Annotated in this window: 23 protein-coding genes and 5 pseudogenes; 26 read left to right on the forward strand and 2 right to left on the reverse strand. The window is 34.3% G+C overall.

Translation table 11 applies throughout. From position 1 onward, the window contains the following. The first annotated feature begins 3 nt into the window (after positions 1-3). A complete protein-coding gene (gene cysW, locus ACUL40_RS25475) occupies positions 4-861 on the forward strand; it encodes a sulfate ABC transporter permease subunit CysW (protein WP_086396717.1) in 858 nt (285 codons plus the stop codon). 13 nt (positions 862-874) lie between these two features. Continuing rightward, on the forward strand, positions 875-1,948 hold the full coding sequence (locus tag ACUL40_RS25480) for a sulfate/molybdate ABC transporter ATP-binding protein (protein WP_086396718.1): 1,074 nt from the start codon (positions 875-877) through the stop codon (positions 1,946-1,948). 209 nt (positions 1,949-2,157) lie between these two features. Here the strand turns inward: ACUL40_RS25480 and ACUL40_RS25485 are convergent, their stop codons facing one another. Then, entirely contained in the window at positions 2,158-2,745 is a 588-nt protein-coding gene (locus tag ACUL40_RS25485; RefSeq protein ID WP_086404525.1) for a hypothetical protein, read from the reverse strand. 390 nt (positions 2,746-3,135) lie between these two features. On the opposite strand from ACUL40_RS25485, the gene ACUL40_RS25490 reads away from it, so the two are divergent. The 11 genes and pseudogenes from ACUL40_RS25490 (at position 3,136) to ACUL40_RS25540 (ending at position 16,700) form a co-directional block, all read left to right on the forward strand. After that, the gene (locus tag ACUL40_RS25490) at positions 3,136-9,867 is read left to right on the forward strand and encodes a DNRLRE domain-containing protein (protein WP_445422696.1); all 6,732 of its coding nucleotides are present in this window, start codon (positions 3,136-3,138) and stop codon (positions 9,865-9,867) included. Between the two features lie 177 nt (positions 9,868-10,044). Further along, complete coding sequence (locus tag ACUL40_RS25495; RefSeq protein ID WP_063220295.1) at positions 10,045-10,458, forward strand: thioredoxin family protein; 414 nt, start codon at positions 10,045-10,047, stop codon at positions 10,456-10,458. A gap of 353 nt (positions 10,459-10,811) precedes the next feature. Beyond that, complete coding sequence (locus ACUL40_RS25500; protein ID WP_016117397.1) at positions 10,812-11,129, forward strand: ribonuclease E inhibitor RraB; 318 nt, start codon at positions 10,812-10,814, stop codon at positions 11,127-11,129. Between the two features lie 122 nt (positions 11,130-11,251). Continuing rightward, positions 11,252-11,944 (forward strand): annotated as a pseudogene (locus tag ACUL40_RS25505) (RHS repeat-associated core domain-containing protein); the annotation flags it as partial. After that, positions 11,941-12,024 (forward strand): polymorphic toxin type 35 domain-containing protein, encoded by an 84-nt coding sequence (locus tag ACUL40_RS25510; protein WP_232300961.1) that lies wholly within the window; start codon positions 11,941-11,943, stop codon positions 12,022-12,024. The pseudogene ACUL40_RS25505 and the gene ACUL40_RS25510, both read left to right, overlap by 4 nt. Further along, positions 12,024-12,461, forward strand: a complete 438-nt coding sequence (locus tag ACUL40_RS25515; protein ID WP_000998883.1) for a hypothetical protein — start codon at positions 12,024-12,026, stop codon at positions 12,459-12,461. Before ACUL40_RS25510 ends, ACUL40_RS25515 begins: the two co-directional genes overlap by 1 nt. A 161-nt stretch (positions 12,462-12,622) precedes the next feature. Next, a pseudogene (locus tag ACUL40_RS25520) lies at positions 12,623-13,369 on the forward strand (RHS repeat-associated core domain-containing protein); the annotation flags it as partial. A gap of 30 nt (positions 13,370-13,399) precedes the next feature. After that, on the forward strand, positions 13,400-14,101 hold the full coding sequence (locus tag ACUL40_RS25525; protein ID WP_065381921.1) for a hypothetical protein: 702 nt from the start codon (positions 13,400-13,402) through the stop codon (positions 14,099-14,101). Between the two features lie 154 nt (positions 14,102-14,255). Continuing rightward, a pseudogene (locus ACUL40_RS25530) lies at positions 14,256-15,509 on the forward strand (RHS repeat domain-containing protein); the annotation flags it as partial. Between the two features lie 19 nt (positions 15,510-15,528). Continuing rightward, positions 15,529-16,284, forward strand: a complete 756-nt coding sequence (locus ACUL40_RS25535) for an Imm26 family immunity protein (protein WP_001192248.1) — start codon at positions 15,529-15,531, stop codon at positions 16,282-16,284. Between the two features lie 50 nt (positions 16,285-16,334). Beyond that, a complete protein-coding gene (locus ACUL40_RS25540; protein WP_445422695.1) occupies positions 16,335-16,700 on the forward strand; it encodes a ribonuclease E inhibitor RraB in 366 nt (121 codons plus the stop codon). Positions 16,701-16,742: 42 nt separating this feature from the next. On the opposite strand, the pseudogene ACUL40_RS25545 reads toward ACUL40_RS25540, so the two are convergent. Then, a pseudogene (locus tag ACUL40_RS25545) lies at positions 16,743-16,835 on the reverse strand (IS6 family transposase); the annotation flags it as partial. Between ACUL40_RS25545 and ACUL40_RS25550 the strand changes: the two are divergent. From ACUL40_RS25550 to ACUL40_RS25610, 13 genes and pseudogenes are all read left to right on the forward strand, one after another. Next, a pseudogene (locus ACUL40_RS25550) lies at positions 16,823-17,026 on the forward strand (hypothetical protein); the annotation flags it as partial. The pseudogenes ACUL40_RS25545 and ACUL40_RS25550 sit on opposite strands and share 13 nt — an antisense overlap. 3 nt (positions 17,027-17,029) lie before the next feature. Beyond that, the gene (locus ACUL40_RS25555; RefSeq protein WP_227077996.1) at positions 17,030-17,482 is read left to right on the forward strand and encodes a hypothetical protein; all 453 of its coding nucleotides are present in this window, start codon (positions 17,030-17,032) and stop codon (positions 17,480-17,482) included. Then, on the forward strand, positions 17,475-17,720 hold the full coding sequence (locus ACUL40_RS25560) for a hypothetical protein (protein WP_000475564.1): 246 nt from the start codon (positions 17,475-17,477) through the stop codon (positions 17,718-17,720). The genes ACUL40_RS25555 and ACUL40_RS25560 overlap by 8 nt, the downstream gene beginning before the upstream one ends. Before the next feature lie 220 nt (positions 17,721-17,940). Next, positions 17,941-18,159, forward strand: a complete 219-nt coding sequence (locus tag ACUL40_RS25565; RefSeq protein WP_000411162.1) for a hypothetical protein — start codon at positions 17,941-17,943, stop codon at positions 18,157-18,159. A 49-nt stretch (positions 18,160-18,208) separates the two neighbouring features. Then, on the forward strand, positions 18,209-18,673 hold the full coding sequence (locus ACUL40_RS25570; RefSeq protein WP_074048004.1) for a hypothetical protein: 465 nt from the start codon (positions 18,209-18,211) through the stop codon (positions 18,671-18,673). Between the two features lie 169 nt (positions 18,674-18,842). Next, positions 18,843-19,196 (forward strand): hypothetical protein, encoded by a 354-nt coding sequence (locus tag ACUL40_RS25575; protein ID WP_175565067.1) that lies wholly within the window; start codon positions 18,843-18,845, stop codon positions 19,194-19,196. Between the two features lie 91 nt (positions 19,197-19,287). Further along, positions 19,288-19,650, forward strand: a complete 363-nt coding sequence (locus ACUL40_RS25580; protein ID WP_139245452.1) for a hypothetical protein — start codon at positions 19,288-19,290, stop codon at positions 19,648-19,650. 154 nt (positions 19,651-19,804) lie between these two features. Next, entirely contained in the window at positions 19,805-20,440 is a 636-nt protein-coding gene (locus ACUL40_RS25585; RefSeq protein WP_229174510.1) for a hypothetical protein, read from the forward strand. A gap of 407 nt (positions 20,441-20,847) precedes the next feature. Beyond that, positions 20,848-21,288, forward strand: a complete 441-nt coding sequence (locus ACUL40_RS25590) for a DUF7832 domain-containing protein (RefSeq protein ID WP_000487868.1) — start codon at positions 20,848-20,850, stop codon at positions 21,286-21,288. 75 nt (positions 21,289-21,363) lie between these two features. After that, positions 21,364-21,681: a ribonuclease E inhibitor RraB gene (locus tag ACUL40_RS25595; RefSeq protein ID WP_065211717.1), complete on the forward strand. Its 318-nt coding sequence runs from the start codon at positions 21,364-21,366 to the stop codon at positions 21,679-21,681. A gap of 260 nt (positions 21,682-21,941) precedes the next feature. Then, positions 21,942-22,406: a DUF6882 domain-containing protein gene (locus tag ACUL40_RS25600; RefSeq protein ID WP_065211716.1), complete on the forward strand. Its 465-nt coding sequence runs from the start codon at positions 21,942-21,944 to the stop codon at positions 22,404-22,406. 119 nt (positions 22,407-22,525) lie between these two features. Further along, the gene (locus tag ACUL40_RS25605; protein WP_000895165.1) at positions 22,526-23,200 is read left to right on the forward strand and encodes a hypothetical protein; all 675 of its coding nucleotides are present in this window, start codon (positions 22,526-22,528) and stop codon (positions 23,198-23,200) included. Between the two features lie 40 nt (positions 23,201-23,240). After that, a complete protein-coding gene (locus tag ACUL40_RS25610) occupies positions 23,241-23,867 on the forward strand; it encodes a suppressor of fused domain protein (RefSeq protein ID WP_001008993.1) in 627 nt (208 codons plus the stop codon). Positions 23,868-24,069 lie beyond the last annotated feature (202 nt).

Genomic DNA, 24,069 nt, shown 5'->3' on the forward strand with positions numbered 1-24,069 from the left:
AAAATGGAACCAACAGTATTAGAAAAGAAAATAGTAAAAAGCGTATCAGCTAAAAAAGAATCTAAGCTTGTACCAGGCATATTAATTACGATTACAGTTTTATTTTTATCTCTCTTTCTATTACTGCCACTCATAACTATTTTTCTAAAAGCCTTTGAAAGAGGGATGGATGTATACATTGCCGCTATTACAGATCAAGAAGCATTTTCAGCAATTAGATTAACGCTTCTCGTTGCGTTAATCGTTGTGCCGCTTAATACGATATTTGGGGTAGCGGCCGCATGGCTTATTACAAAGTTTCAGTTTAAAGGAAAACAAGTATTACTCTCTCTTATTGAACTGCCGTTTGCTGTGTCACCAGTTATCGCAGGATTAGTATTCGTTTTACTTTTCACACCGAGGGGTGCTCTTGGCGAATGGTTACTTGAACATGGAGTGAAACTCATTTTCTCTGTACCAGGCATTATTATCGCAACAATCTTTGTAACCTTCCCGTTCGTTGCACGTGAATTAATTCCCATTATGCAGGCGCAAGGGAAAAGTGAAGAAGAGGCAGCTTTATCACTTGGCGCAAGTGGCTGGAAAATGTTTTGGCGCGTTACGCTTCCAAATATAAAATGGGGTCTTTTATACGGCATGATTCTATGTAATGCCCGTGCTATCGGTGAGTTTGGAGCCGTTTCTGTCGTATCGGGTCACGTGCGCGGTATTACGAACACGATGCCGCTCCATATTGAAATTTTGTACAATGAATATCAATTTTCAGCAGCATTTGCAGTAGCGACGTTAATGTCATTAATTGCAGTGTTTACACTCATTATAAAAAACTGGATTGAATGGCGAATGGAAAAACGCCAATAAGAGGGGGATTACGGTGAGTATTCAAATTCAAGGTGTATCAAAGCAATATGGTACATTTCAAGCACTAACAGACATTCATTTGGATATTCCAAAAGGTGAACTTGTTGCCTTATTAGGCCCGTCAGGTTCTGGGAAAACGACGTTATTACGCATTATTGCAGGATTAGAAGAAGCGGATGGAGGCTCTGTTTCATTTGATGGGGAAGATCTAACAGACATTCACGTGAAAAACAGGCAAGTCGGTTTCGTCTTTCAGCACTATGCGCTCTTTAAACATATGAATGTATTTGAGAATGTCGCTTTCGGTTTAAAAGTAAGAAAGAAAAGCTTAAGACCGTCAGCAGAAGCGATAGAAGAAAAGGTAACAGAATTATTAAAGCTCGTAAAAATGGATGGCTTTGCTAAACGTTATCCAGCGCAATTATCTGGTGGACAACGTCAACGTATTGCACTAGCCCGGGCACTTGCAGTCGAACCGAAAATTTTATTACTCGATGAACCGTTCGGTGCACTCGATGCAAAGGTGAGAAAAGAATTACGAAGATGGCTCCGGAAATTACATGACGAATTTCAAATTACGAGCGTATTCGTAACGCATGATCAGGAGGAAGCATTAGACGTTGCAGACCGCATCGTTGTAATGAATGAAGGCTGCATTGAACAAATGGGAACACCGGAAGAAGTATATGAAAACCCAGCAAGTCCGTTTGTATATGACTTTTTAGGAAATGTAAATTTATTTCACGGCCGCGTTCATAAAGGAAAGCTAAATGTAGGATCAATCGAACTAGAAGCACCAGAGCATAAGCACGTTTCCAACGTAGACGGAATAGCCTACGTAAGGCCGCATGACTTATCAATCTCTCGTACGAAACAAAGCATAGATGCAATCCCGGCAAAAGTATCTTATTCTCACGCAGTCGGAAATGTCGTATATGTAGAATTAAAACGAGACGGAACAGATGAATATTTAGAAGCAGAAATTACGAAAGAACAGTTCAAGCAGCTGAACATTCAAGCGGGTGATTTCGTATACGTACAGCCGAAAGAAGTGAAAGTGTTTATTCCGGAGGATTTTGTAATTTAAGAGTGTTCACTCTTAAATTACAAAATCTATTAATAAGAAAAGGTCTCCTAAAAGATATTTTAGGAGACCTTTTCTTTGTTTATCGTAATAACTTTTTCTCATATGAAATGTAGTCGGAAGTTTGTATATATAATAGCGGAGCGTGTTCAAACAACTATTTGATACGAGTAGTAATGAAGATATTCTTCCTACGTTCTTACATAAAATTTTTAATTTTGGATATTTGTATCATATGTTTCTGCGACAAACATAAAGTCTACATGCTCTTTATCAATAAAAATACTTGTTTTAGATGGAAGACCTGTTATGGTAGAAACAATATCAACCTCAACAAGGTCAAATCCTACACGATAAGGATCTTCAATACCAATTCCACCAGTTAGAAAATGCAATCCATCCCCAAATGACTTAAATACAAATACATTTTCTTTCAAACTTTTATTATCCATTTCAATCCATTCTTCGTTAATATAAATCTTAAATGTTATGCACTTTGGAACACACTCGATGTGATGTATCCCTTTATAACTATTAAGCGAAAACATATAGGTATGAGTTTCTTTAAAGTTAATATTTATCCCGTATTTAAAAGCAAAAGTTTTATATACCATCTCATAAAACAATGGCATTACAATATCATCCCATGCGTCATAGGCAAAAGCATGAATTGGTATTAGATGAGGATATAAACTTACAATCGCTTTTTGAAAATTAAGTAAGATGGTTGTATCTGTAATTTCTTTTAAAGAATCATCTATTTCATGATCATAATCTTTCGAAATTCTGTTATCAATCATATGACAAACTCCTTACATAGTCTTATATATACTACGTTTTTCCGCATCATCAGTTACGTTCCTTTTTCAACTAAATTGCAAGTTTAACTGATGATTCCAAAAAAGCCCTTGTCTTATTTTATCAATCATTAAATGGGGTGGGATACTACAAGCATTAATGAGAAAAGAAATCGTCTTTTCTTTTTTATGATAGATATATTTATCTTTAATCTTAAATTATATAACAGAATTAATTATCTGAAATGATATTTTAAAAATTGTTATTAAATTGTCGTATTTTGTGCACGAAATCTTCAAAACTTTAAAACTGTATTTACTTTACTCTTTAGTTTATATAAATTGTGATATGTAACATTATATATGTTAAAAATATTTCAGTGAGGTGAGTTTATGGAAGGTAAGAAACAAAGGAAGTGGTATCAGTATTTAATACAACTTATCGTAGTTGCATTAATTGTTACTTCTATACCACTGAATGGGTTGGCAGAAACGGCACCACCGTTTACACCATCTCCAAATTCAGAACAAAGTCCAGAAGTGGAAAAGAAAGAGGAGCAGGAATTACCAGCTCCACATCCAGATCAATTAAAGAAGGATAAGGCTAAAGCACAGGCGAGTCCGACTGAGATTGTAGAAGAAAGAACGGAAACCGAAAAGGTTTTTGATAACAATGATGGTACTTTTACAAAGAGGGTATATACGGAACCGATTCATGCAGAGAAAGATGGAAAGCTAGAAGAGGTTTCACCGAAATTAGTAGAAGCACCAAATGAAAAAATTGTAACGGAAAATACAACATTAGAACCAGAGTTCGAGAAAGCGACACAAGATGGAAAGTACGTTCAATTTAAAGTAAAAGATCATACGATTCAGTATAAACTAATAAGTGCAAATGGTGAAAAAGGTGAAATGAAGCCATCACCAGTCACTGCAACACATGAAAATAATACAGTATGGTATAAAGGGGTCTTCCCAAATATTGATTTAAAGAGTACGACATTCAATGAAAATGTAAAAGAAGATTTTGTATTACGTGAGTATACAGGACACCACATTTTTACATTTGCATTAGAAACAGATTTAACACCTAGCTTACAGGAAGATGGTTCAATCGACTTCCAAGATGAGAAAAAAGAAAAAGTATTCACATTGCCGAAACCATATATGAATGATTCCAATGTGGATCAACAATCAGGTGAGGCTGTAACGTCAGATGCGGTTCGCTACAATATTGAGAAGAAAGATGAAAAAACATATACATTAACTGTTACTGCAGACCCGCAGTGGTTACAAGCACCAGAGCGAAAATATCCGGTATATGTAGATCCTTCGGTTCAGTTGAAGGATTTTGATAATGCATATGCTTCAAGTGCGTATCCAACTGTCAATTATTCAGGAGGAAAGCTTTGGGATGCTGGTCAAAATGCTTATACGTTAAAAGTAGGATATTATGATGGATCATCTGGGACAAACTTTGCATTTATTAAACCAGACGTTTCGAGTTTTAAAGGTGCAAATATTGAAAGTGCAACATTCAATGTACATACCATTTGGCATTATTATGCGAATCAACCAAATGGTGTTTGGTTAGATGAAGTAACGAGTGCCTGGAATGAAGGCAGTTTAAATTGGAATAATAAACCTGGTTCAAATAATATTGCACATGCTGATGTAACAAGAGGACAATTGGCGAAGTTTAATGTAACTAACACAGTAAAAGCATGGGTAGAAGGCGCGAGACAAAACAATGGCTTTAAGCTACATGCAAATGGTAATGGTCAAAACCATTGGAAGAAATTCATTGCAGCTGAAAATGGAACGAATGCACCATTCTTGGAAGTGAAATATTCCTACGCAAAACCAAATAAGCCAAGAGTACAAGCTTACTCAAATGGGAGTGGGAGTGGTTCAGGTCACTTCAATGTACAATGGGACGCAGTTCCAGGAGCAACAGGTTATAAAGTTGCCATTTTTAATGGATATGACTATGAATATATTCCTGTTGGGAATGTGACAAGCTGGACGACGAAAGATAAAAAAATATTCCCGACGCCAGAAGAAATTGCACAAGGGCGTTACTGGATACATGATGATGGAAAAGGTGCAGAAGCGCCTACTAACCCAGGACAAATATATAAAAATGCTTACGAGTCAGGAGGTCCGTACGGGGATTATAGCGGAAGAAGTAGCTACTGGATTCGTATTGTAGCAGAGTATCCGTTTGGCGATAGTCCACTTTCAGATGAAATAGTTCCATTTATTCCATTAGAACAAGTGAAAAAGCCAGACGGATCGGCCTACATTAATGCGACAGATAAGGAAACAGGATATGTCACATTAAAATGGGATGCAGTTCCAGCGGCTGCAGGCTATAAAGTTTGGATTTATAACGGAAAAGATTACGAAGCGTTCGACGTAGGAAATAAAACAAATTGGACAACGCAAAATGAGAAAATTTGGCCAACGAAAGATGAAATTGCAAAAGGCCAATATTTACTTCATCATGATAAAAAAGGTGCAGAATTAGCAGTTGATCCATCACCTGTGTATAAGAATTCTGGCGGAATTTATGCTGGCTTTAAAAATTATTGGTTCCGTGTAACAGCGTATAGTAAAGCCGGACATGCTGAAAGTGAAATTTCGCATGAATTTGTACCTAAATTCTCCCAAGACTTTGGATTTATGGGAATGTTTGATTACTGGGCATCTATTCCAGTTTTAAACGGACAAGTAAATGCATTTAATGGGAACTTCTTAATGAAAGAAACGGATATGACTTTATCTGGTCGTGGCCCAGATGCATCCTTAGTCAGAACTTATAATAGTCAATTAGGGCATATAGGTTTGTTTGGTAAAGGGTGGTACAGTAGTTTAGAAGAAAAAATTTGGCCAGATGCAGAGGGGAACTTACTGCTACATACTGCAAATGGTGCAGATATTACCTTTACTAAAACTGGTGAAAATACGTACCAAGCACCAACTGGTGTATATTTAGAAATTAAGAAAGTATCAGGTGGTTATGAAGTAAAAGATAAAGATCAAACAGTTACTTTCTATCATCATACAGATTTAAGAGGAATCGGGTATGTAAAAGATAAATACGGAAATACGACAACTTATGAATATGATGATGAATTCCGTTTATCAAAAATAAAGAACGCTTCTGGTAAAGAATTAGTTGTACAATATGATGGAAATAATAAAAAAGCAGCAAAAGTAATCGGTCCAGATAGCAAGACGATTACTTTTAAATATGATGGAGATTTACTTGTTTCTTCTACAACTCCAGAAGGAAAAGTATATAAATACGGATATGATAATGGTTTGCTAACATCTATTTATGACCCGCAACATACAGATGCAAAACCATATAAAACATCGTATGCATACGAGAATAATAGATTAGTAAAAGTAACGGACCCATTAGGGAAAGCTACAACATTAGCATATAATACAGATGCGAAAGAAGTTACGTTAACGAATCCTAAAGGACGTAAGACTGTTTATACGTATAACGATGCTGGAAATCCAGTCAAAACAGTTGAAGATTCTGGACGTCTAAATTTAACAACGACGTATGAATATAATGCAAATAACCTAGTAAAAACAACAACTCCTAAAAATCAAACAGAAACAGCGACCTATGATGGTAATGGGAATGTAACTTCTGTTACTGATGAAATGGGAACAGAAAAGTTTGAGTACAATAAAGACAACGGGCTTATAAAAGCGACAGATAACGAAGATCGTAAAACAACAGTTGCTTATAAAGCAGCAAATACAGAAGTATCTGAAACTGACCAAGCTGCACACACGTCGTCCGTCACCTTCCATGATAAACATGGAAACCCAATTGAAACAAGTAAAGAACTAGGAACAGGAGAAAACCTGATTCAAAATCCAAGCTTTGAAATGAATGGTACGGAAAAATGGGTACCAGTAAATGCGAATAATTCTGGATCTATTATAAAAGATGCAACACCGGCACCAGGTGGTCTGGGCGGAGAATCATCACTTAAAATTTCAACAAAAGCAACGAATAATGATTGGGGCTATATTGCTGCAATTCAAGAAGTAACGTTAGAACCAAATACAACGTATACGTTAAGTGGTATGATAAAAACGGATTTAGCCAATGGTGCTGGTTTCTTCAATGTACAGTTATTAAATGAAAACGGTGCTGGTATAGATGGTGGATGGCATGATACTCGTCACAATAAAGTTCAAGGAACGAGGGAATGGGTTAACCGTCAAGTTACTTTTAAAACAACAGAACAAACGAGAAAAGTAAAAATCTATTTACAAGTAGAAAATGGCGGTTCTGCTACGAGTGGTTCTGTCTGGTTTGATAAGATTCAACTAGAAAAAGGTGAAGTTTCTTCTAGCTTTAACCCAATTGAAAATAGTAGTTTAGAAAATATGGCGGGAAATGGCTGTATGCCAGGTTGGATTCGAGGAGATGGAACAAGCTGTGATCCGAAAGATGTTTCTCAGCAAGAGAGCTTTACGGGACATTCATCTATTGTATTAGAGCGTAGCCAATATGGTGGTTCAGATGTAGGATATGGCAAGCATATCACTATAAATCAGAAAAAAGCAGAACTAATTACGCTAACAGGAATGTCTAAATCAGTAAATGTAGAAAATACTGCACCAGATAAACTCTCTCGAGATTACTCTATTTGGGCAGATGTACATTATCAAGATGGTAGTGGGGAAAATTTCCAAGCGAAATTCCCAAGTGGGACAAATGATTGGAATCGTAGTGCGGTTGTAATCCCTGCCACTAAACCAATTAAACGTATGGAAGTTTATCTGCTCTTTAGAAGAGAGAATAAAGGAAAAGTTTGGTTTGATGATATACGCCTATTAGAAGGAAATGCTCTTATAAAAAATGAGTACGACAACGATGGAAATGTTGTTGCTATGTATGATGAAGAAGGACAGAAAAATACATTCACATACGATGCATCAGGAAATAAAAAGAGTGAAACCGATGAAAAAGGAAATACAAAATTATATGATTACAACAAAGATAATCTATTAACAAAGGTTACATTAAAAAATGGTACCTCTGTAAATTATCGTTATGATCATAATGAAAATACAACAGAGAAATCTGTCATGTTTGGCGGGAAAACGCAAACACACAAATATGAATATGATGTAGATAATAAAAATACAGTGTATATCGATGCGTTAAACCGTCGTATTGAAAATACGTATGATGAAAATGCAAATAATATTAAAACAAAAATGCCAAATGGCTCTATTTTAGAATCTGTTTATGATACTGCAGATCGCGTCATTGGTGAAAAGCGAAATGGAAAAGATTCATTTACATTCGAACGTGATCAAAATGGACAAGTTACGAAAGTGAAAGATCTTGTCAACGGCGTAGAACGCACGAAAACATACGACAAGGCTGACCGCGTTATAAGCGCAACAGATAGCCGAGGCGGAAAAGTTGACTGGACATATCATGACAAAGCAAATAGTAAGACAGAAAAGTTAAAAGAACAAACGATTACGCAAGGTGGATACACAAATAAAGTATCGTATGACTACAACACGTTAGATCAAAATATTCGTGTGACAGATGGGTCTCAAACGTATCGATTTGATTATGATGATCAAGGAAATGTTCGTACGTACACAGCTGGTAATGGTTCAGGTTCTACTTTTAACTATGACCATGCGAATAAAATTAAAGATTTAGTAGTAGGCACATCAAATAGTATTCTACTTTCGGAGCGATATGAATATGACCAAGCAGGTAACCGAACGAAGATTAAGTATGAAGGTGCGGGCGGAAAAGTAACAGAAACAAACTTTGTATACGACCCGATTAACCAATTATTAAATGAAGCATTACCAAACGGAACAAGTAAATCTTACACATACGATGGATTTGGAAACCGCACAAGTGTGAAAGTTGTAGAGAATGGAAAAGAAACAAAATCTATAGCGGCAACATTTAATGAAGGAAATCAGCTTGTAAAATTCGGAAACGAATCGTTAACGTATGATGTAAATGGAAATCGTACATCTGATGGAAAGTACAAGTATACATGGAACGAAGATAATCAGATTGTAGCTATCACAAAACAAGGTGAGAGCAATGCATTCGTAACGTATAAGTATGATGAGGATAATCGTCGTATTGAAAAGAATGTCAATGGTCAAGTAACACGCTACTTCTATGATGGAGATAGTATTAACCCATTGTATGAGACGGACGGTAGTGGAAAGGTACTTCGCCAATATGTGTATTCCGTAAATGGTTTACGCATGGCTATGAAATCGCAAGGGCAAACATTATACTATCACTATAATCCTCGTGGTGACGTAGTTGCGATGACAGATCAAAATAGAGAAGTTGTCGCAACGTATGAATATGATTCGTGGGGGAACGTATTAAAGAGTGAAGTAAAAGGTATCGCAGCAGAAAATCCATTTGGATATGCGGGATACATGTATGATAAAGAAATTGGTATGTATTATCTGATTGCGCGTTACTATAATCCGGAGCATGGTGTGTTCTTATCGATAGATCCAGATCCAGGTGATGAAGATGATCCAGTCACACAAAATGGTTATACGTATGCGGATAATAATCCGATGATGATGACGGATTCGGATGGTCACTCACCAACGCTATTAATTAATGCTGGTTTTGCGATTTACGATGGATATGGAGCGTATAAATCAGGCGCTAATTGGAAACGGATTGGAATAGCAAGCGCTAAAGGTTTTGTAGGTGGAGGACGAATTGGCGCTGCGAAAAGAGCACTGAAAGGTGCGAACTATCTGATTCGACCTGGTAAATACGCAAAAGGTTCGATTCCAGCATTTAAAGGGAAGTCACGTAATTTTTCAGCTAATACTCGAAAGGTAATTAATGAGTTAGGTAATAAAAATGGTTGTCATAGTTGTGGAGTAAAAAGACCAGGTACAAAAAGTGGGAATTGGATTCCGGATCATTTACCTGCCAACTCTCTTGCGAAAAAAAGAGTAAAACAAAGATTGTACCCGCAATGTTTGAAGTGTTCTAGAAAGCAAGGCGGTAGACTTTCTGCTATAGCTAAAAAGAAAAAAGCATTTAATAGGAGAAACAATTAGATATGAAACAAGAAATTGATAGAGTTAAAGAGATTCAAAAAATGATGCAGTAATATAATTAAATTGAAAATTATGTAATAAGTTAATATGTATAAAGTGGCTGTGTTATTAAAAGGAGAGGATTAATGTTCTCTCCTTTTAATTGATTATAGTTATTAAAATTAGTGGAGGTGCTTGATGAAAAAATTGATAGTAATATGTTCTTTTTTTGTCCTCTGTGTAGGTATATTGCATTACCTGTCAAAAGATGGTGAAAAAAGCAGAGGCTATTATAATGAACAAATTTCTTTTGAACAATTAAAGGAGGATTTAAAGAGGGAAGAAGAACGAGTAGTTTATTTTTATAAAGATGATTGTCAATATTGTAAAAGACTAACACCTACCGTTGTGCCGTTAGCAAAAGAAGGTGCCATCGCTTTGAATGTGCTAAACGCTGGGAAGTATATAGAAGCTTGGGATGAATTTAATCTTGAAGGAGTACCTGCAATTATTCATTTTAGAGAAGGGAAAGAAGTTTCAAGAATTGTAGGAGTAGAAGAAAAAGATGTGTATAAAAATTGGTTCCTAGAAATAAAAAAAGAGCATTCTTAATCTATATTCTGTGCCCTTTTCTAGAAGTCGATCAAAAAAACTTAAAGATTTATCGATATCTGATTTTAGCTACGTATTAGATTTGAAAATGAAAAAATTAGAAACTTACAATCTTTACAATTGGAAGTTAATCTTTATAAAGGTATAGAAGTTTTTGCGGTATTCGATATTTAGAGTTGATAGATATTATAAATAATTTGAAAGAACTAAATTGTTTTTCTTTTGTAGGTAGTACTGTTGTCGATGGAGATTTAAATTTTTGTGAAGGAATAGAATATGTGAGCTTTACAGATAAGAAACATTATTCACATAAAAAGTTATCTTTTAACAAGGTATAATGAAAGGGGAAAAAAATGAAATTCCCAAAAGATGAAGATGGACAAGTATTAAATATGTTATACAAGCAAGGGATAGATTTTAATAAAAAACATATAGTAGATTTTTTTATTGTAATTCCTGATCAAGGTAATGGAGAAAAAATAATTGGCAGACTACAAGAGCTGGGCTTAAATTGTGAATTAGATTATAATGAAGAATTTGAAGATTGGACATGTACTTGTTCTAAAGAAATGTTCTTAATTTATGAGGATATTGTAGAGATGCAAAAGGAATTGAGTACCCTAAGTGATGCGTTTGGTGGATATACAGATGGTTGGGGGACTTTTGTCTAATAATGAGTTTGTTTATGATAATATGCTAAATTAGACTGGGTAAAGAAATATTTGTGGAAAGAAGAGCTATTATTTGCTCTTCTTTCTTTATGTATAAATGGATTTTGGGTAGTGGAATCAGAAAGACAAACGTCTACCACTACAACCCTCGTGGTGATGACGTCGCAATGACAGATCAAAATAGAGAAGTTGTAGCAACGTATGAATATGATGCATGGGGTAACGTATTAAAGAGCGACGCAAAAGGTATCGCAGCAGACAATCCATTTGGATATGCGGGATACATGTATGATAAAGAGATTGGCATGTATTATCTAATTGCGCGTTATTATAATCCAGATCATGGTGTGTTCTTATCGGTGGATCCAGATCCGGGTGATGAAGACGATCCGGTTACAATGAATGGGTATACTTATGCGGATAATAATCCGGTTATGATGACGGATCCAGATGGTAAGTGGGCATGGTTAGTACCGGTTGCAATTGCAGGTGGAATGATAGCAGCTAGGTATGGTGCGAAATATGCAATCCGTGCTGGTGTTAAATATGGTAAACAGGCAGGGAAGTGGGTAGGCAACAAGGTAAAGGCAGCTTATAATAATTATAAACACTCTAGGGCTGTGAACAAAGAATTAAAAAATATAGGGAAGCAAACTAATAAAGTACAGCATATTTTAGCTCCAAAGCACAATTGGAATAAAGTTACAAAAAAACCAGGTGATTTTAAATCTGTTTCTAAAGTTATGGGGAAGGTAATGAGGAAAGGAAAGGAAAGGAAACTCCATATAAAAAATCAAGTTATCAAAGAACTATGAAGGTGAAAGGACAACAAGTAACGGTTACGTATGCTAAAAAGAACGGGAAGATATATATATCAAATGGGTGGGTAAAATAATGAATGATTTGTTAAAAGATGCAATTTATCGAGGAGACATTGGAAATGCGATAGCATATGCAAATAAAATAAGTATTGAGGAATTAGAGGATTTATTAATAGAATGGTCTTTTAATGAACCCAATATTATTATATACACTTTCTTGACTAGTTATTTAGAGAGTCGAAATGATGCCAGATTACATTCACTAGCATCAGATATTTTATGTCATCCACTATGTCATTTAGAGGGGGCATACCTAGCTGCTTTTTATCATGCAAAGAAGTGTATCGAATTGGAGCCTAATAATATGCAATATAGGGAGTTTTTATTGTTTTTTGCTAGTGTTCCAGATGATGTTTTTGAAGAAAAATCAGCTATGAATTGGGCAAAGGATATATTAAAAGATGACCCAAACAATGAGGTAGCTAAAAATTATATTGAAGAAAATTTATGAACAATGGATAGTAAATTCGTTATTTGAATTGTAAATATATGATGTAGAAGAAGTGAAAGAGGAAAAATAAACAGAGAAGTAATTGAAAGAGAGAAGAGCTAAATTAGCCTCTTCTCTCTTTGTGTATACATTAATTTTTATTGATTATAAAATCATAAGAAGAAACGCTATACTATCATTACAACCTTCGTGGTGATGTAGTTACGATGACGAATCAAAACAAAGAAGTTGTAGCAACGTACGAATATGATTCGTGGGGTAACGTATTAAAGAGCGAAGTAAAAGGTATCGCAGCAGATAATCCGTTTGGATATGCGGGATACATGTATGATAAAGAAATTGGCATGTATTAATTGATTGCGCGTTATTATAATCCAGATCATGGTGTGTTCTTATCGGTGGATCCTGATCCAGGTGATGAAGATGATCCTGTGACACAAAATGGATATACGTATGTAGATAATAATCCAGTAATGTTAATCGATCCAGATGGTAATATACCTGTTGCTCCACTTGTAGTAGCTGGAGCGAGAATGGCTGCCCCTCATGTAGCTCGCTATGCAGCTAAAAAATTAGGTAAAAAAGGTGGACACTATGTATATAGATATGCTAGAGGTCGAGGTTTTGAAAAGAAAGTATTAAAAGAGCTTGGATTAGCGAAAAATACTAAAAAGGTAATGGGCCGGATTCCTGATAGTTTATCTAAAGGGAGAATTACAGAAATTAAAGATGTCCGAAAGATATCATATTCCAAGCAGTTTAAACAATATGCGAAGTCAGGTAAGCGGATTGATTTGATAGTTTCTAAACATTCTAAAGTTTCCAAGCCGTTAATAAATGCGATTAACAAATCTGGTGGGAAAATAAAAGTACGCTATGGAAAAAATAAATATTATACTTATAGATAATATTTATAAATTTAAAAAATGGAGGTTTTTATGTCTATACAATTAGATATTTATACGAAGGAAGATATTTCTTCGCATGAATATGCAAAATTTTTCTTTGAAGCAATCGAAAAAATGGGATTGAAATTTACAAAAATGGCACAATATGAACCAATTAATAAAGTATTTACAATTGAACAGGCTTTGAAGATGTGGATGCATGAAGAACCAGGTTGCTATGATTTTGAGTTAGATGAGATGATGGGTACAGCCGGTGGAATGCTTGGGAGAGGAAATGGCTTTTGGTTTAATGTAGCGTGGTGGAAAGATTCTAGGGGAAAGAGTATCAATTATTTAACTATATCGTTCACAAAGAAAATTTTTACTAAATACCAAAAAGAAATACTAAGTTTTTTTGAAGGAGCATTGGTTGAATTTAATGCCATATACGGATATATCAGTGATGAAAAAATGGTAGATAGACAACATATAACAGGAACAATAAAGAATAGAATACCCGGAATATTTGAATATAATTATTTCGGGAAATCATTTGCTGATTTTATAGGGAAGGATAAGCTTCAATCTCTTCCATGGTCTAATTCTTTTCCGCTAAACGAAGGACTACTAACAGTTTTAAATGATAAGAAGGAAGAAGAATTTTTACTGTTAGAACAGCGAACGAAGGAGCTCATTGGATTGAACCTTTTTAATGGGAAATCAAGTGATTATCCAGATGTTTTGAAGGGATAGAAAAAGATTCATGTCTTTTTGAGAACTATTTTTAGAAAGAAGAGCTTATATAAGCTCTTCTTTCTTTGTATATATTAAGGTAGCTTAGTGGTAAAAACATATATGGTGTGTGGGATAATCTTATTAAAAAGTGATGCAAAAAGAATCATGATAGACAAACTTTGTATATGACCCGATTAACCAATTATTAAATGAAGCACTACCAAACGGAACAAGTAAATCTTACACATATGATGGATTTGGAAACCGTACAAGTGTGAAAGTTGTAGAGAATGGAAAAGAAACAAAATCTATAGCGGCAACATTCAATGATGGAAATCAGCTTGTCAAATTCGGAAATGAATCATTAACATATGATGCGAATGGCAATCGTACATCTGATGGAAAGTACAAGTATACATGGAATGAAGATGACCAACTTGTAGCGATCACAAAACAAGGTGAGAGCAATGCATTCGCAACATACAAATATGATGATGATGATCGTCGTATTGAAAAGAATATAGATGGAAAAGTAACACGTTACTTCTATGATGGAGATAGTATCAACCCATTATATGAGACGGATGGTAGTGGAAAGGTACTCCGCCAATATGTATATTCCGTAAATGGTTTACGCATGGCTATGAAATCGCAAGGACAAACGTTATACTACCACTACAACCCTCGTGGTGATGTCATTGCGATGACAGATCAAAATAGAGAAGTTGTAGCAACGTATGAATATGATTCGTGGGGTAACGTATTAAAGAGCGACACAAAAGGTATCGCAGCAGATAATCCATTTGGATATGCGGGATACATGTATGATAAAGAGATTGGTATGTATTATCTGATTGCGAGATACTATAATCCAGACCATGGTGTGTTCTTATCGGTGGATCCTGATCCGGGCGATGAAGGTGATCCGGTTACGATGAATGGGTATACTTATGCGGATAATAATCCGGCGATGATGACGGATCCAGATGGGCATGCTGCTTGGTTAGTTGTTAATGCTGGTTTTGCGCTTTATGATGGATATGGGGCATATAAATCAAGAAAAGGCGCAAAGGGAATTGCTAAAGCGTCTGCCAAAGGTGCAATTGGTGGTGGTAAACTTAAAGTTGCAGGTAAAGTGGCAAAAACAGCTGCTATTTATCTAAGGACAAATAAAGCAACAGGAAAACAATATGTTGGTAGAGCGAAGAATATGCAAAGGTATGAAAAGCGCCAAAAAGAACATGCAAAGAAAAATAATGCCAAATATGATTTTCAGATTTTACTTAGAACGAAACCAGGGCGACAAGCAAGAAGATATGAACAAAAAATGATTAATAAATTCGGCGGCCCGCAAAAATATGGTGGGAAACTGGAAAATGCACGTCATGAAATCGCTAAGAAAAAATGGAAACAATACTATGTTTAATTAGTGAAGGAGTGAATAAATGCAATCAGTATTATTTAATAAATTAAATTACACGTTACAGGTCGGAAAAATTCGTATGTTTATACCGGATTTTAGTTCAAAAGAATATATCCTTTTTGAGGATTTAGCCGGGCTTTTAGATTTAGAGACAAATTATGATGCAATGGTTTTCATACGAAATCAAGTTAAAGAAGCGGGAATAAAAGGTAAAGTCCGTTTTGATTCAGAGAGCGATTGTGTAGAGATATATTCAACAAATGGAAAGACAATGTTACAAGTGGCGATTTTGGTGAATAAGCTTATAGACGAAGAATTTACATTTGAGAATAAAAGAGAGTATGAACAATTCATTGAATCTTGGAAACGACCTAAAAAACAAAAATGGAAAGTTGGGGATGTATTTTCTATCTCTTTACCAAATGAAACATATTTTTTCGGACAAATTGTTGAATTGATGGAAGACGTGTTTCCTCTATGTGTTATATTCGATTTACATTTGAAAACGGTACCTACTAAAGAGGAGATCGATAATGCTAACATTTTAACAGCTTTGATGCTTAATGGAATGGTATTTGACGATTATACTCTTAAGGTTATTTTTGATATGGAAATAATGGGAGAAATAAATGAAAACACTAGGAGAAATCCAGTTCGAAATGTGACTTGGTCTACGTCTCATTTAATAGATTTCTGCATGGAATACAAGTTAGAAAAGAAACAAAAGTTTGTAGAAGAGATATCCGCTAATAGAAATTTTATAATTGAGTATAACTGAGGATAGCAACTTTTATCCGTACTATAAAGCGATTTAAGGGAGATTTATAAATGACAGAAAAAATTCATGAAAGACAAGAAAGAGAAAATCAGGATATAGAAACATTAGCAGCTTTGGAGGATGCAGGATCTAATTTAACGAAAGTGCACTATCTAGAACATTACTTTTTAGTAGATACAATAGAGATTGCAGAGAAAATTGCAGATGTGCTACATGAAAAAGGTTATGATATTTATGAACCATCTGAACAACTTTCAGAAGATGGGTTACGTTACTATGTATTTATAGTGGGGAAAAATTGTATACCAACAAAAGAAAATGTTTGGGAAGAAACAAAACATATGGCTGAGTTAGCGGTTTTGTATAGTGGAACATGTACTAGTTATGATGGCTGGGAAACACAAGTAATAGAATAAGTTCGGTGGTAAGTTTTGAAAAAAGCATAAACAGAACAATGTTTAGATAATAGCTAGTAATTGTTGAAGTTCATTGTACATTGAAAAGGCGGAGTCTCTTGGAAGGCTTCGTCTTTGTTTATATAAGATATAAATTAGTCTTATTATTCTACCAATACGGTGCACGTGGCGATGTAGTAGCGATAACAGATCAAAATGGACAAGTGGTAGCAAACTGTGAATATGATGCTTGGGGAAATGTCCTAAAGGGCGACGCAAAAGGAATAGCAGCAGACAATCCATTTGGATATGCGGGATACATGTATGATAAAGAAATTGGCATGTATTAATTGATTGCGAGGTACTATAATCCAGACCATGGTGTGTTCTTATCGGTGGATCCGGATGGGCATTGTGCATATCGTCCTTGGGGGACGACACAATTGTGGGTTTATGATGACAGAACAGCTTATGCAAACTCTAGGGGAGTAAAAGCGGGAATAAAGGGTTGGGCAGAGAGCTATAGTTTTAATTTTATGGGTGGAGGGAATTTTGTTAGTAAATTGGGATCGTTTATAACGGGAGCATCTAAAGGGTGGAAACAATCTAAAACAAAATGTAAGGTAAAGGCGTCCCAAGTAAAAGTTGGAAATCGAAAAGCGATGCAAAGTGTGCTGAAAAGTGCAGGTAAACAAGCAATAAAGGCTGCTATAGTAAGAGGTAGTAATAAAGCTGTAGGAGTATCATCTAAGGTGATTTTAAATGCTGTTAAAACTGGGAAAGGAGAAGATAAGGTTGTTTAAATTAAATAAAGAGATGCAGATTTTATTGAAACAGACATTAGAATCACAAAATAAACATTTACTATGGTTAAATGTTTATGAAGACTTAAGTATGATAGAAACTGAAAAAATAAATAAATTGAGAGATATTATAGTAGATGAATTAATGGAAAAAGGTTTTGATGAACGAGACAATATAAACGATTTGGGAAGAGCATTAGAAGAGCTAATTGATATCTTAGGAAATTTAATACCTTAGAAAATGTTAAGCTGTATGGCAACGTTTTTAGCAGATGGAAAGTTCCGTTAATTACAGAATGAAAGATTATATAATTTTTAACAATGCGCTTAATACGAGCGTAGCTATGATTAGAGAGTTTTGCATGTGTAGAATAACTCCAAAAATATAAGGATATATTCTGAGGGCGTATGATTATATAGTATATTTATTGATTCGAATCTTTAAAAGGAGAGGAAACATGGAGAAAATAATAGGGATTATTCTGATTATAGGTGGTATGATTCCATTAATTTATGCAATGATACAAATCTATCGGCAATGGAAAGAAAAAGGACCTTCTTTTGCCCTTAAATCAATAATTTTCCTAGCCGTAAGTATTTTGCTAGATACTGCAACAACTATTATATTGTGTATAGTAACAGTATTCATTGGTATTTGTTTAATTATCTACACATAATAAGTTCAAGAAGGCTAACTTATCGATTGTTACTAATTGGAGGGATTGGATGAACTTCATTTTACATGGATCTAAACATACAGTTTTGGCTTCCGTTTTTGACTCATTTGAAGGTAGGGAAAAAGAGTTTAATTGGCTTATAACAGACATGGAGATTGTCGCACATCAGGAAGAGAAACTTATCCGAGATTATCCTAAAATGTCGTATCCAATAGTTTGGATAGCAGGTGAAAATCTTTCAAATCTCGTAAAGAAATATAATCCTCAATTTATTTGGGGCGTACTATCTGCGTTTGATAAGTCTATAAACATTGATATTCATAATTTGCTTGTAGAGCCCTATGCAAATGGAAACGAAGGGCTCTGGGTACCAAGTCCAAATATTCAGCACCCTCAAGCAAAACTTGAAATTGTTTGTTGGGATTCGTATGTAACGCTTTTTTTAAGTAAAGATGAGGACATCGATGATAAATTTCAAGACTATTTCAAGTCTGTTAAAAAATTGGATTTTTAAATAGGTCGTCCTTGAGTAATAAAATGAATGTATGAATAATAATCTCTTTGATGATTATTGGAATATTAGCTAGTATTTTTGAAAAAGTAGCTTGTAAAATTTCGGAGTGAATTGTTAACTTTTGATGCGATAGGAAATCGCAAATAAATTTATGAAGGAGAATTTAGAGTTGGTAGAGTTTTTTGGATATTTATTAATTTTGGTTTTAAATATGCTAGTAGCATCTATCGTATTTTTACAAGAGTACTGCATAGGTAGTATAAGACTGTCTCATTATAGGAGAATCTTTGCTACGGTCATGGCTATACGTTCATTGGTGAGTATATGGATCATTTACCCTATGACAGCTACTCTGTTAGGGACGCTAAATATTTTAGTGATTCAATCAATTATATTACTTTTCCTTTGGGGGCTTATGCAGTGTGTAAAGAAGTACAGAGGAAAGTGGTATATTACAATGATTGCACTTATTGTTTATGGTCTTAGCTGTTATTTTCATATTATGTATGCGAAAACTGTATAGATAATGAGAGGGTATTTGTAGACCTAGTTACATGATAGTAAGAATCTTTAATGAAAATTATAATAAAATGATGTCAAAAGGGAGACTAAAAGTGCTTATAGAATTTTTAGAATTCATTTCTATCTTGGCTTTAGTAGTTGTATTAACATTAACTGTTATGTTGCAAGATATATTTTTTATAAATATAAATAAACAATATACTGAAACACGTATTGGGGCGATTATTTTTTGTATTCGGATGTTGTTCGGGACATGGGTAGTATTTGTTACAGAAACTACTATAATTGCTGTCTCAAAAGTGACTGCAATTCAATTAATTATTTTACTTCTTTTTTGGGCATGCTCGAAGTATGTACAAAAAAATCGTGAAAATTGGCTAATTACTATAGTTGCTTTTGTTGTTTATGGTGTTGGTACATACATGTATATTCAGTTTGCTTTTAGAGGCTATTAATATATCATCAGAAAAGTTAGTGGTTAGAAAGATGCATTTATTAAATGTTTGTATGAAGGAAGAGCGAATATAGGCTCTTTTTTCTTTATATATAGGATAGGACATGTATCTAATCCTCGTGGGATAAATCAAAATAGAGAACGGAAGGAATCATATGAACAAAAAAGAATTAAAATTAAAGCTACTGCAAGATCTAGGTGAAGAGTTAAAAGAAGACGGTTATAAGACTAGGATTACACAACAAGACCTGGTGAAAAAATTTGATAAAGGAAAAATCGGTATACATTTAGCCTTTATCAATCACCTAGAAGATTTTGATGTGACGGTGGATGTGGGAATTCGTTTTGATGAATTAGAAAATATGAAAAATCAATGGGCTGACGGTTTAACAATTAGAGAGAAAAAGGAGACCTATACAATTGGAGTTGATTTAGGGAATTTAGTCTATAGAGAGCAAAAAAGGTGGCGTGTTGAAAAGGAAGAAGATATTTTACCTGTTACTATGGATATTTTAAAAGAAGTTAAGGAATACTTCATTCCATATATTGATAAGTATGTAGATATGGAAAATGTATTTGATTTATGTGTAAGAGATGATGATGAGGCTGGATTAATAGGGACAATATTTGATGGGACGCGAGCACAAAATGCTATTGGATTAGCCTTGTTATTAAATAAAGAAGAGATATTAGAACAAATCATTGAGAAAAAGAGAGAGTATTTAAAGACGAGGGATAAATTTGAATTGGAGTTATTTGAAAACTTTCTTTCTAATATGAATCTAGGATAAACAAGGTTAGTTATTCATTTTCGTGATTATAGTGGGGTTAATTGTTTATATCTGGTTTTTCTGGTTGGAAAAACATTAAACTCTAGATTTTCTATTAATCATAAATATTGGTAGCCCCTAGAAGGAAACATTTGACGTTTTTATGATTAGATACAAACTTCGAATGTAACTTATAGGGGTTTTTATTTACAGGTTTTATAATACTGGAAAGCCCATATCGAATTTTAGCCGGTTTGAGATAGTGCCTGCGAGTGATGATGGTGCACTGTAACCTTGAGCAGTAGCGATAGACTTAGCCTTTGGAAGCAAAAACCCCACAGAGTCTAGTCAACTTACCTTTTTAAAAAGTGTATCAAAGAATTATTTATTTGAGCTCAATTATATTATGTGAAATAGGAGTGAGAATCTTGTTCCAAACAATAATTTACGATAAAGCTAAATATCATTATGAAGGAGATTTCCCACAAGAATTACCGATGGAGCAAGCATTTGTACATACTGGAATGTTCTTAGGTTGGATTATTGATAATAATTTATTTAGTGATGAATTTTTAGAAGAGACCGAAGAGGAAATTAATAAATTTAAGCTTAGAAAAATGACTGGGACTCAAGTTTATATGTTCTGGGATGGGGTTTTAAGCGATGACATGTTAAATGATGAAGGGAATCAATTTGCAATAGATTATTTTGATTTTGAAAAAGGTTTATATTTAGATGATTATGATGATGTATTTTTAGAGTGTGATACATTATATCAAGTGCAAGATACTTGGGAAAATTACTTTAAATTAAAAGAAGTGATCGATATTAGGTATACAGAATGGAAAAAACTTAAAAATAACGGGTAAAGAGGACTTTAAGTAATGGAATATTTTTTGTTCCAAATGAAGGTTTATTATATGCTATAGAAAAGGGGAGAAATAATGAAATTCCCAAAAGATGAAGATGGACAAGTATTAAATATGTTATATAAACAAGGTGTAGATTTTAATAAAAAACACATAGTAGATTTCTTTATTGCAATTCCTGATCAAGGTAATGGAGAAAAAATAATTGGCAGAGTACAAGCACTGGGCTTAAATTGTGAGTTAGATTATAATGAAGAATTTGAAGATTGGACATGTACTTGTTCTAAAGAAATGTTCTTAATTTATGAGGATATCGTAGAGATGCAAAAGGAATTGAATAAACTGGGTGAAGAGTTTGGTGGATATACAGATGGTTGGGGTGCATTTGTGTAATATTGAATTTATTTATCGTGATAAAATAAATTGGACTGAGTAAAGAAACTATTTATGGAAACAAGAGCTTATATAAGCTCTTGTTTCTTTGTATATATTAAGATAGCTTAGTGGTAGAAACGTATATGATATGTGGGGGGCGGGCTGCCTGTAAAAGCCCAATTGGTAAGGGCTGATTAAAGTTTCACTTTATATAGGTTTTGAGAGAGTAAGATATATTGTTTGTAGCGGAAATCTTGAAGGAAGGGAGCGTGTGATAATTGGCAATGACGGATGAACAATTCGAGAATTATCTTGTTATGTGTTATGACAAATTAGAAAATAAACAGCAAAAATTCATTTCAGATTATAATATCTATAACTTTGATGAGTATTGGTATGATCAAGATCGATGTATATTACAGTTTAAAAAAAATGGTCAAGTGCTACTTGAATTTAGTGTTGTTTTTATAGGGTCTTGGTCTGGAAAGCGTAACAGTTGGATGTGGTCTTGGGCTAATGAGAATGTGGCTGATTATGCAAGAAGTAAGTCTAACTGTTTGAAAGATTTACAAAAGATTACAGGAAGTGAGGTTTTTATAAATCCACTTTTTGAATGCGATCAAGAAATGGCGTATGAGCTAGCAGCCTTTTCTATTGAATATTTAGATGCAGAAGGAATGTATATGGCACCAGGTGAGAGAAGTGATGTATTTATGGCTGTTATGTCACCGCGTGCATTGTGAGTAGAGGATATTAAAAATATAGATAAGGTAGAATGAAAAAGGAGTACAGTTTAATAAATTAATAAAAGGTATCATAGGTCCCTGATGCCATGGTGATAAATTTAAAGGAGTGAATTATATTGCTTGAAGTAAAGTTTTACGATTGGAAAAAAAAACGTCCTAAAAAACATTATTTGCTTGTACATGAAATTAGGATTTTTGAGTTGATTTTCGCAAAGAAAGTTAGCGAGTTTGAGATGGGATTAAAAGAAATTGAGAAAGTTACTGTTTATTGTTTAGCTAAGGAGCACACTGATGTTTCATATAAAGTGAATAGGGCATCGGGTGAAATTAGTATACTGGTTCCTTATGATTTTATGAATTTCTTAACACTGGAATCAGTTGAAGAGAAATACAAAGAGTTTTGCAAATTAGTACGCCAATATGTTGTCCCTGGACTTGAAGAAAACTCTACTCTTTCATCATCTATTGTTAAAGGGTATATAGAGGAGACTTTAGAAGAGATTGTGAAGCAAAACTATGAAGGGATATTTTTAGTTGGGAAGACACCTAAGAAAAGCCCAAGCCGTAAGAAGATAGCCATATTAAAAGGAATTCATCGTGTTAAAGGTTTCCAGCTACGATGTGAAGTGTATGATGAAAAGGGATTAAAGATTCGAGATCAATTATTGGTGGAAGAGGTAGGGAATGAAATGGTGTATGCAAGATTTTTGGGTACATTAAAATGGGAAAGTGAAAATCTAATAGTAGTTCAATCTAAATCCAGTAGTTGGAAAGAAGAAATCTATCTTTAATAACAAGGTTGTATAGTAGAAGGAGGGTTGTAGAGCATAAATGAATTTTTTTCGGAAAAATAAATTAAGTGACATTCAGAAAAAATACTATGAACATTTTGGAGAGCCTAGTCAGATTCTTGAATATACCTGGGGTGAAAGAGGAGCTAAAAGAGTAGAATTAGATAATACCGCTCTAAAAAAAGGAATGCTATACGTTTTAGAATTCCCGAAAAATGAAGATAGGCCAGTATGGACATATGTGACATTAGGGATGTCAGCTGAATATATGACCAATGGTGCTAAAGGAGAATTAATTTGGTTAAATGCAAATCAAAATGAGGAAATGATTGATTTGCTTGCTGGATTAGCACATTATCCATTTATAGATGAGACCTCGTTTGATTATGGGGATACAATTTCTAATGCGGATGCTGAATCTGATTTTTCAATGAATGTGCTTTTAGTAAGCCCGGCAGTTATTGAGGCAGGAGAGTCTCCAGAGCTAATGGAGTTTTTTGAAGAAAAGGAGCTTGATTTATTTTGGTTATTACCTATTCATCAAGCAGAAAAAGAGTATATGATGGAACAAGGAGATGGAGATATTAGTGCGCTCTTTGACCTTTGGCTGGAAAAAGAGATTGATACAGAAACTTTCTGTGATCCACATCGTTTATCTACGGTTTGATAAAAATATTTTAAATAATAATTGTGAGTAAGCATCAAACTTATTAATATTAAGGAAGTTTGATGCTTATTTTTTATGTTTAGAATAAACGAGAGGTTTTTGATATATATGAAAGATATTGTATGTAAAGAATTAATAAGTCTTAAGTCTATTGTTGAAGCCTATCAATTTAAAAAAATGAGTATAATGTCGAGATAGTACT

This window comes from Bacillus sp. KNSH39 (assembly GCF_052656585.1).

Excerpts from the sequence above, each read along its gene's own strand:
- cysW (WP_086396717.1), top strand. The coding sequence starts at position 4 with ATGGAACCAACAGTATTAGAAAAGAAAATAGTAAAAAGCGTATCAGCT.
- ACUL40_RS25485 (WP_086404525.1), bottom strand. The coding sequence starts at position 2,745 with ATGATTGATAACAGAATTTCGAAAGATTATGATCATGAAATAGATGAT.
- ACUL40_RS25490 (WP_445422696.1), top strand. The coding sequence starts at position 3,136 with ATGGAAGGTAAGAAACAAAGGAAGTGGTATCAGTATTTAATACAACTT.
- ACUL40_RS25495 (WP_063220295.1), top strand. The coding sequence starts at position 10,045 with ATGAAAAAATTGATAGTAATATGTTCTTTTTTTGTCCTCTGTGTAGGT.
- ACUL40_RS25500 (WP_016117397.1), top strand. The coding sequence starts at position 10,812 with ATGAAATTCCCAAAAGATGAAGATGGACAAGTATTAAATATGTTATAC.
- ACUL40_RS25510 (WP_232300961.1), top strand. The coding sequence starts at position 11,941 with ATGAAGGTGAAAGGACAACAAGTAACGGTTACGTATGCTAAAAAGAAC.
- ACUL40_RS25515 (WP_000998883.1), top strand. The coding sequence starts at position 12,024 with ATGAATGATTTGTTAAAAGATGCAATTTATCGAGGAGACATTGGAAAT.
- ACUL40_RS25525 (WP_065381921.1), top strand. The coding sequence starts at position 13,400 with ATGTCTATACAATTAGATATTTATACGAAGGAAGATATTTCTTCGCAT.
- ACUL40_RS25535 (WP_001192248.1), top strand. The coding sequence starts at position 15,529 with ATGCAATCAGTATTATTTAATAAATTAAATTACACGTTACAGGTCGGA.
- ACUL40_RS25540 (WP_445422695.1), top strand. The coding sequence starts at position 16,335 with ATGACAGAAAAAATTCATGAAAGACAAGAAAGAGAAAATCAGGATATA.
- ACUL40_RS25565 (WP_000411162.1), top strand. The coding sequence starts at position 17,941 with ATGGAGAAAATAATAGGGATTATTCTGATTATAGGTGGTATGATTCCA.
- ACUL40_RS25570 (WP_074048004.1), top strand. The coding sequence starts at position 18,209 with ATGAACTTCATTTTACATGGATCTAAACATACAGTTTTGGCTTCCGTT.
- ACUL40_RS25585 (WP_229174510.1), top strand. The coding sequence starts at position 19,805 with ATGAACAAAAAAGAATTAAAATTAAAGCTACTGCAAGATCTAGGTGAA.
- ACUL40_RS25595 (WP_065211717.1), top strand. The coding sequence starts at position 21,364 with ATGAAATTCCCAAAAGATGAAGATGGACAAGTATTAAATATGTTATAT.
- ACUL40_RS25610 (WP_001008993.1), top strand. The coding sequence starts at position 23,241 with ATGAATTTTTTTCGGAAAAATAAATTAAGTGACATTCAGAAAAAATAC.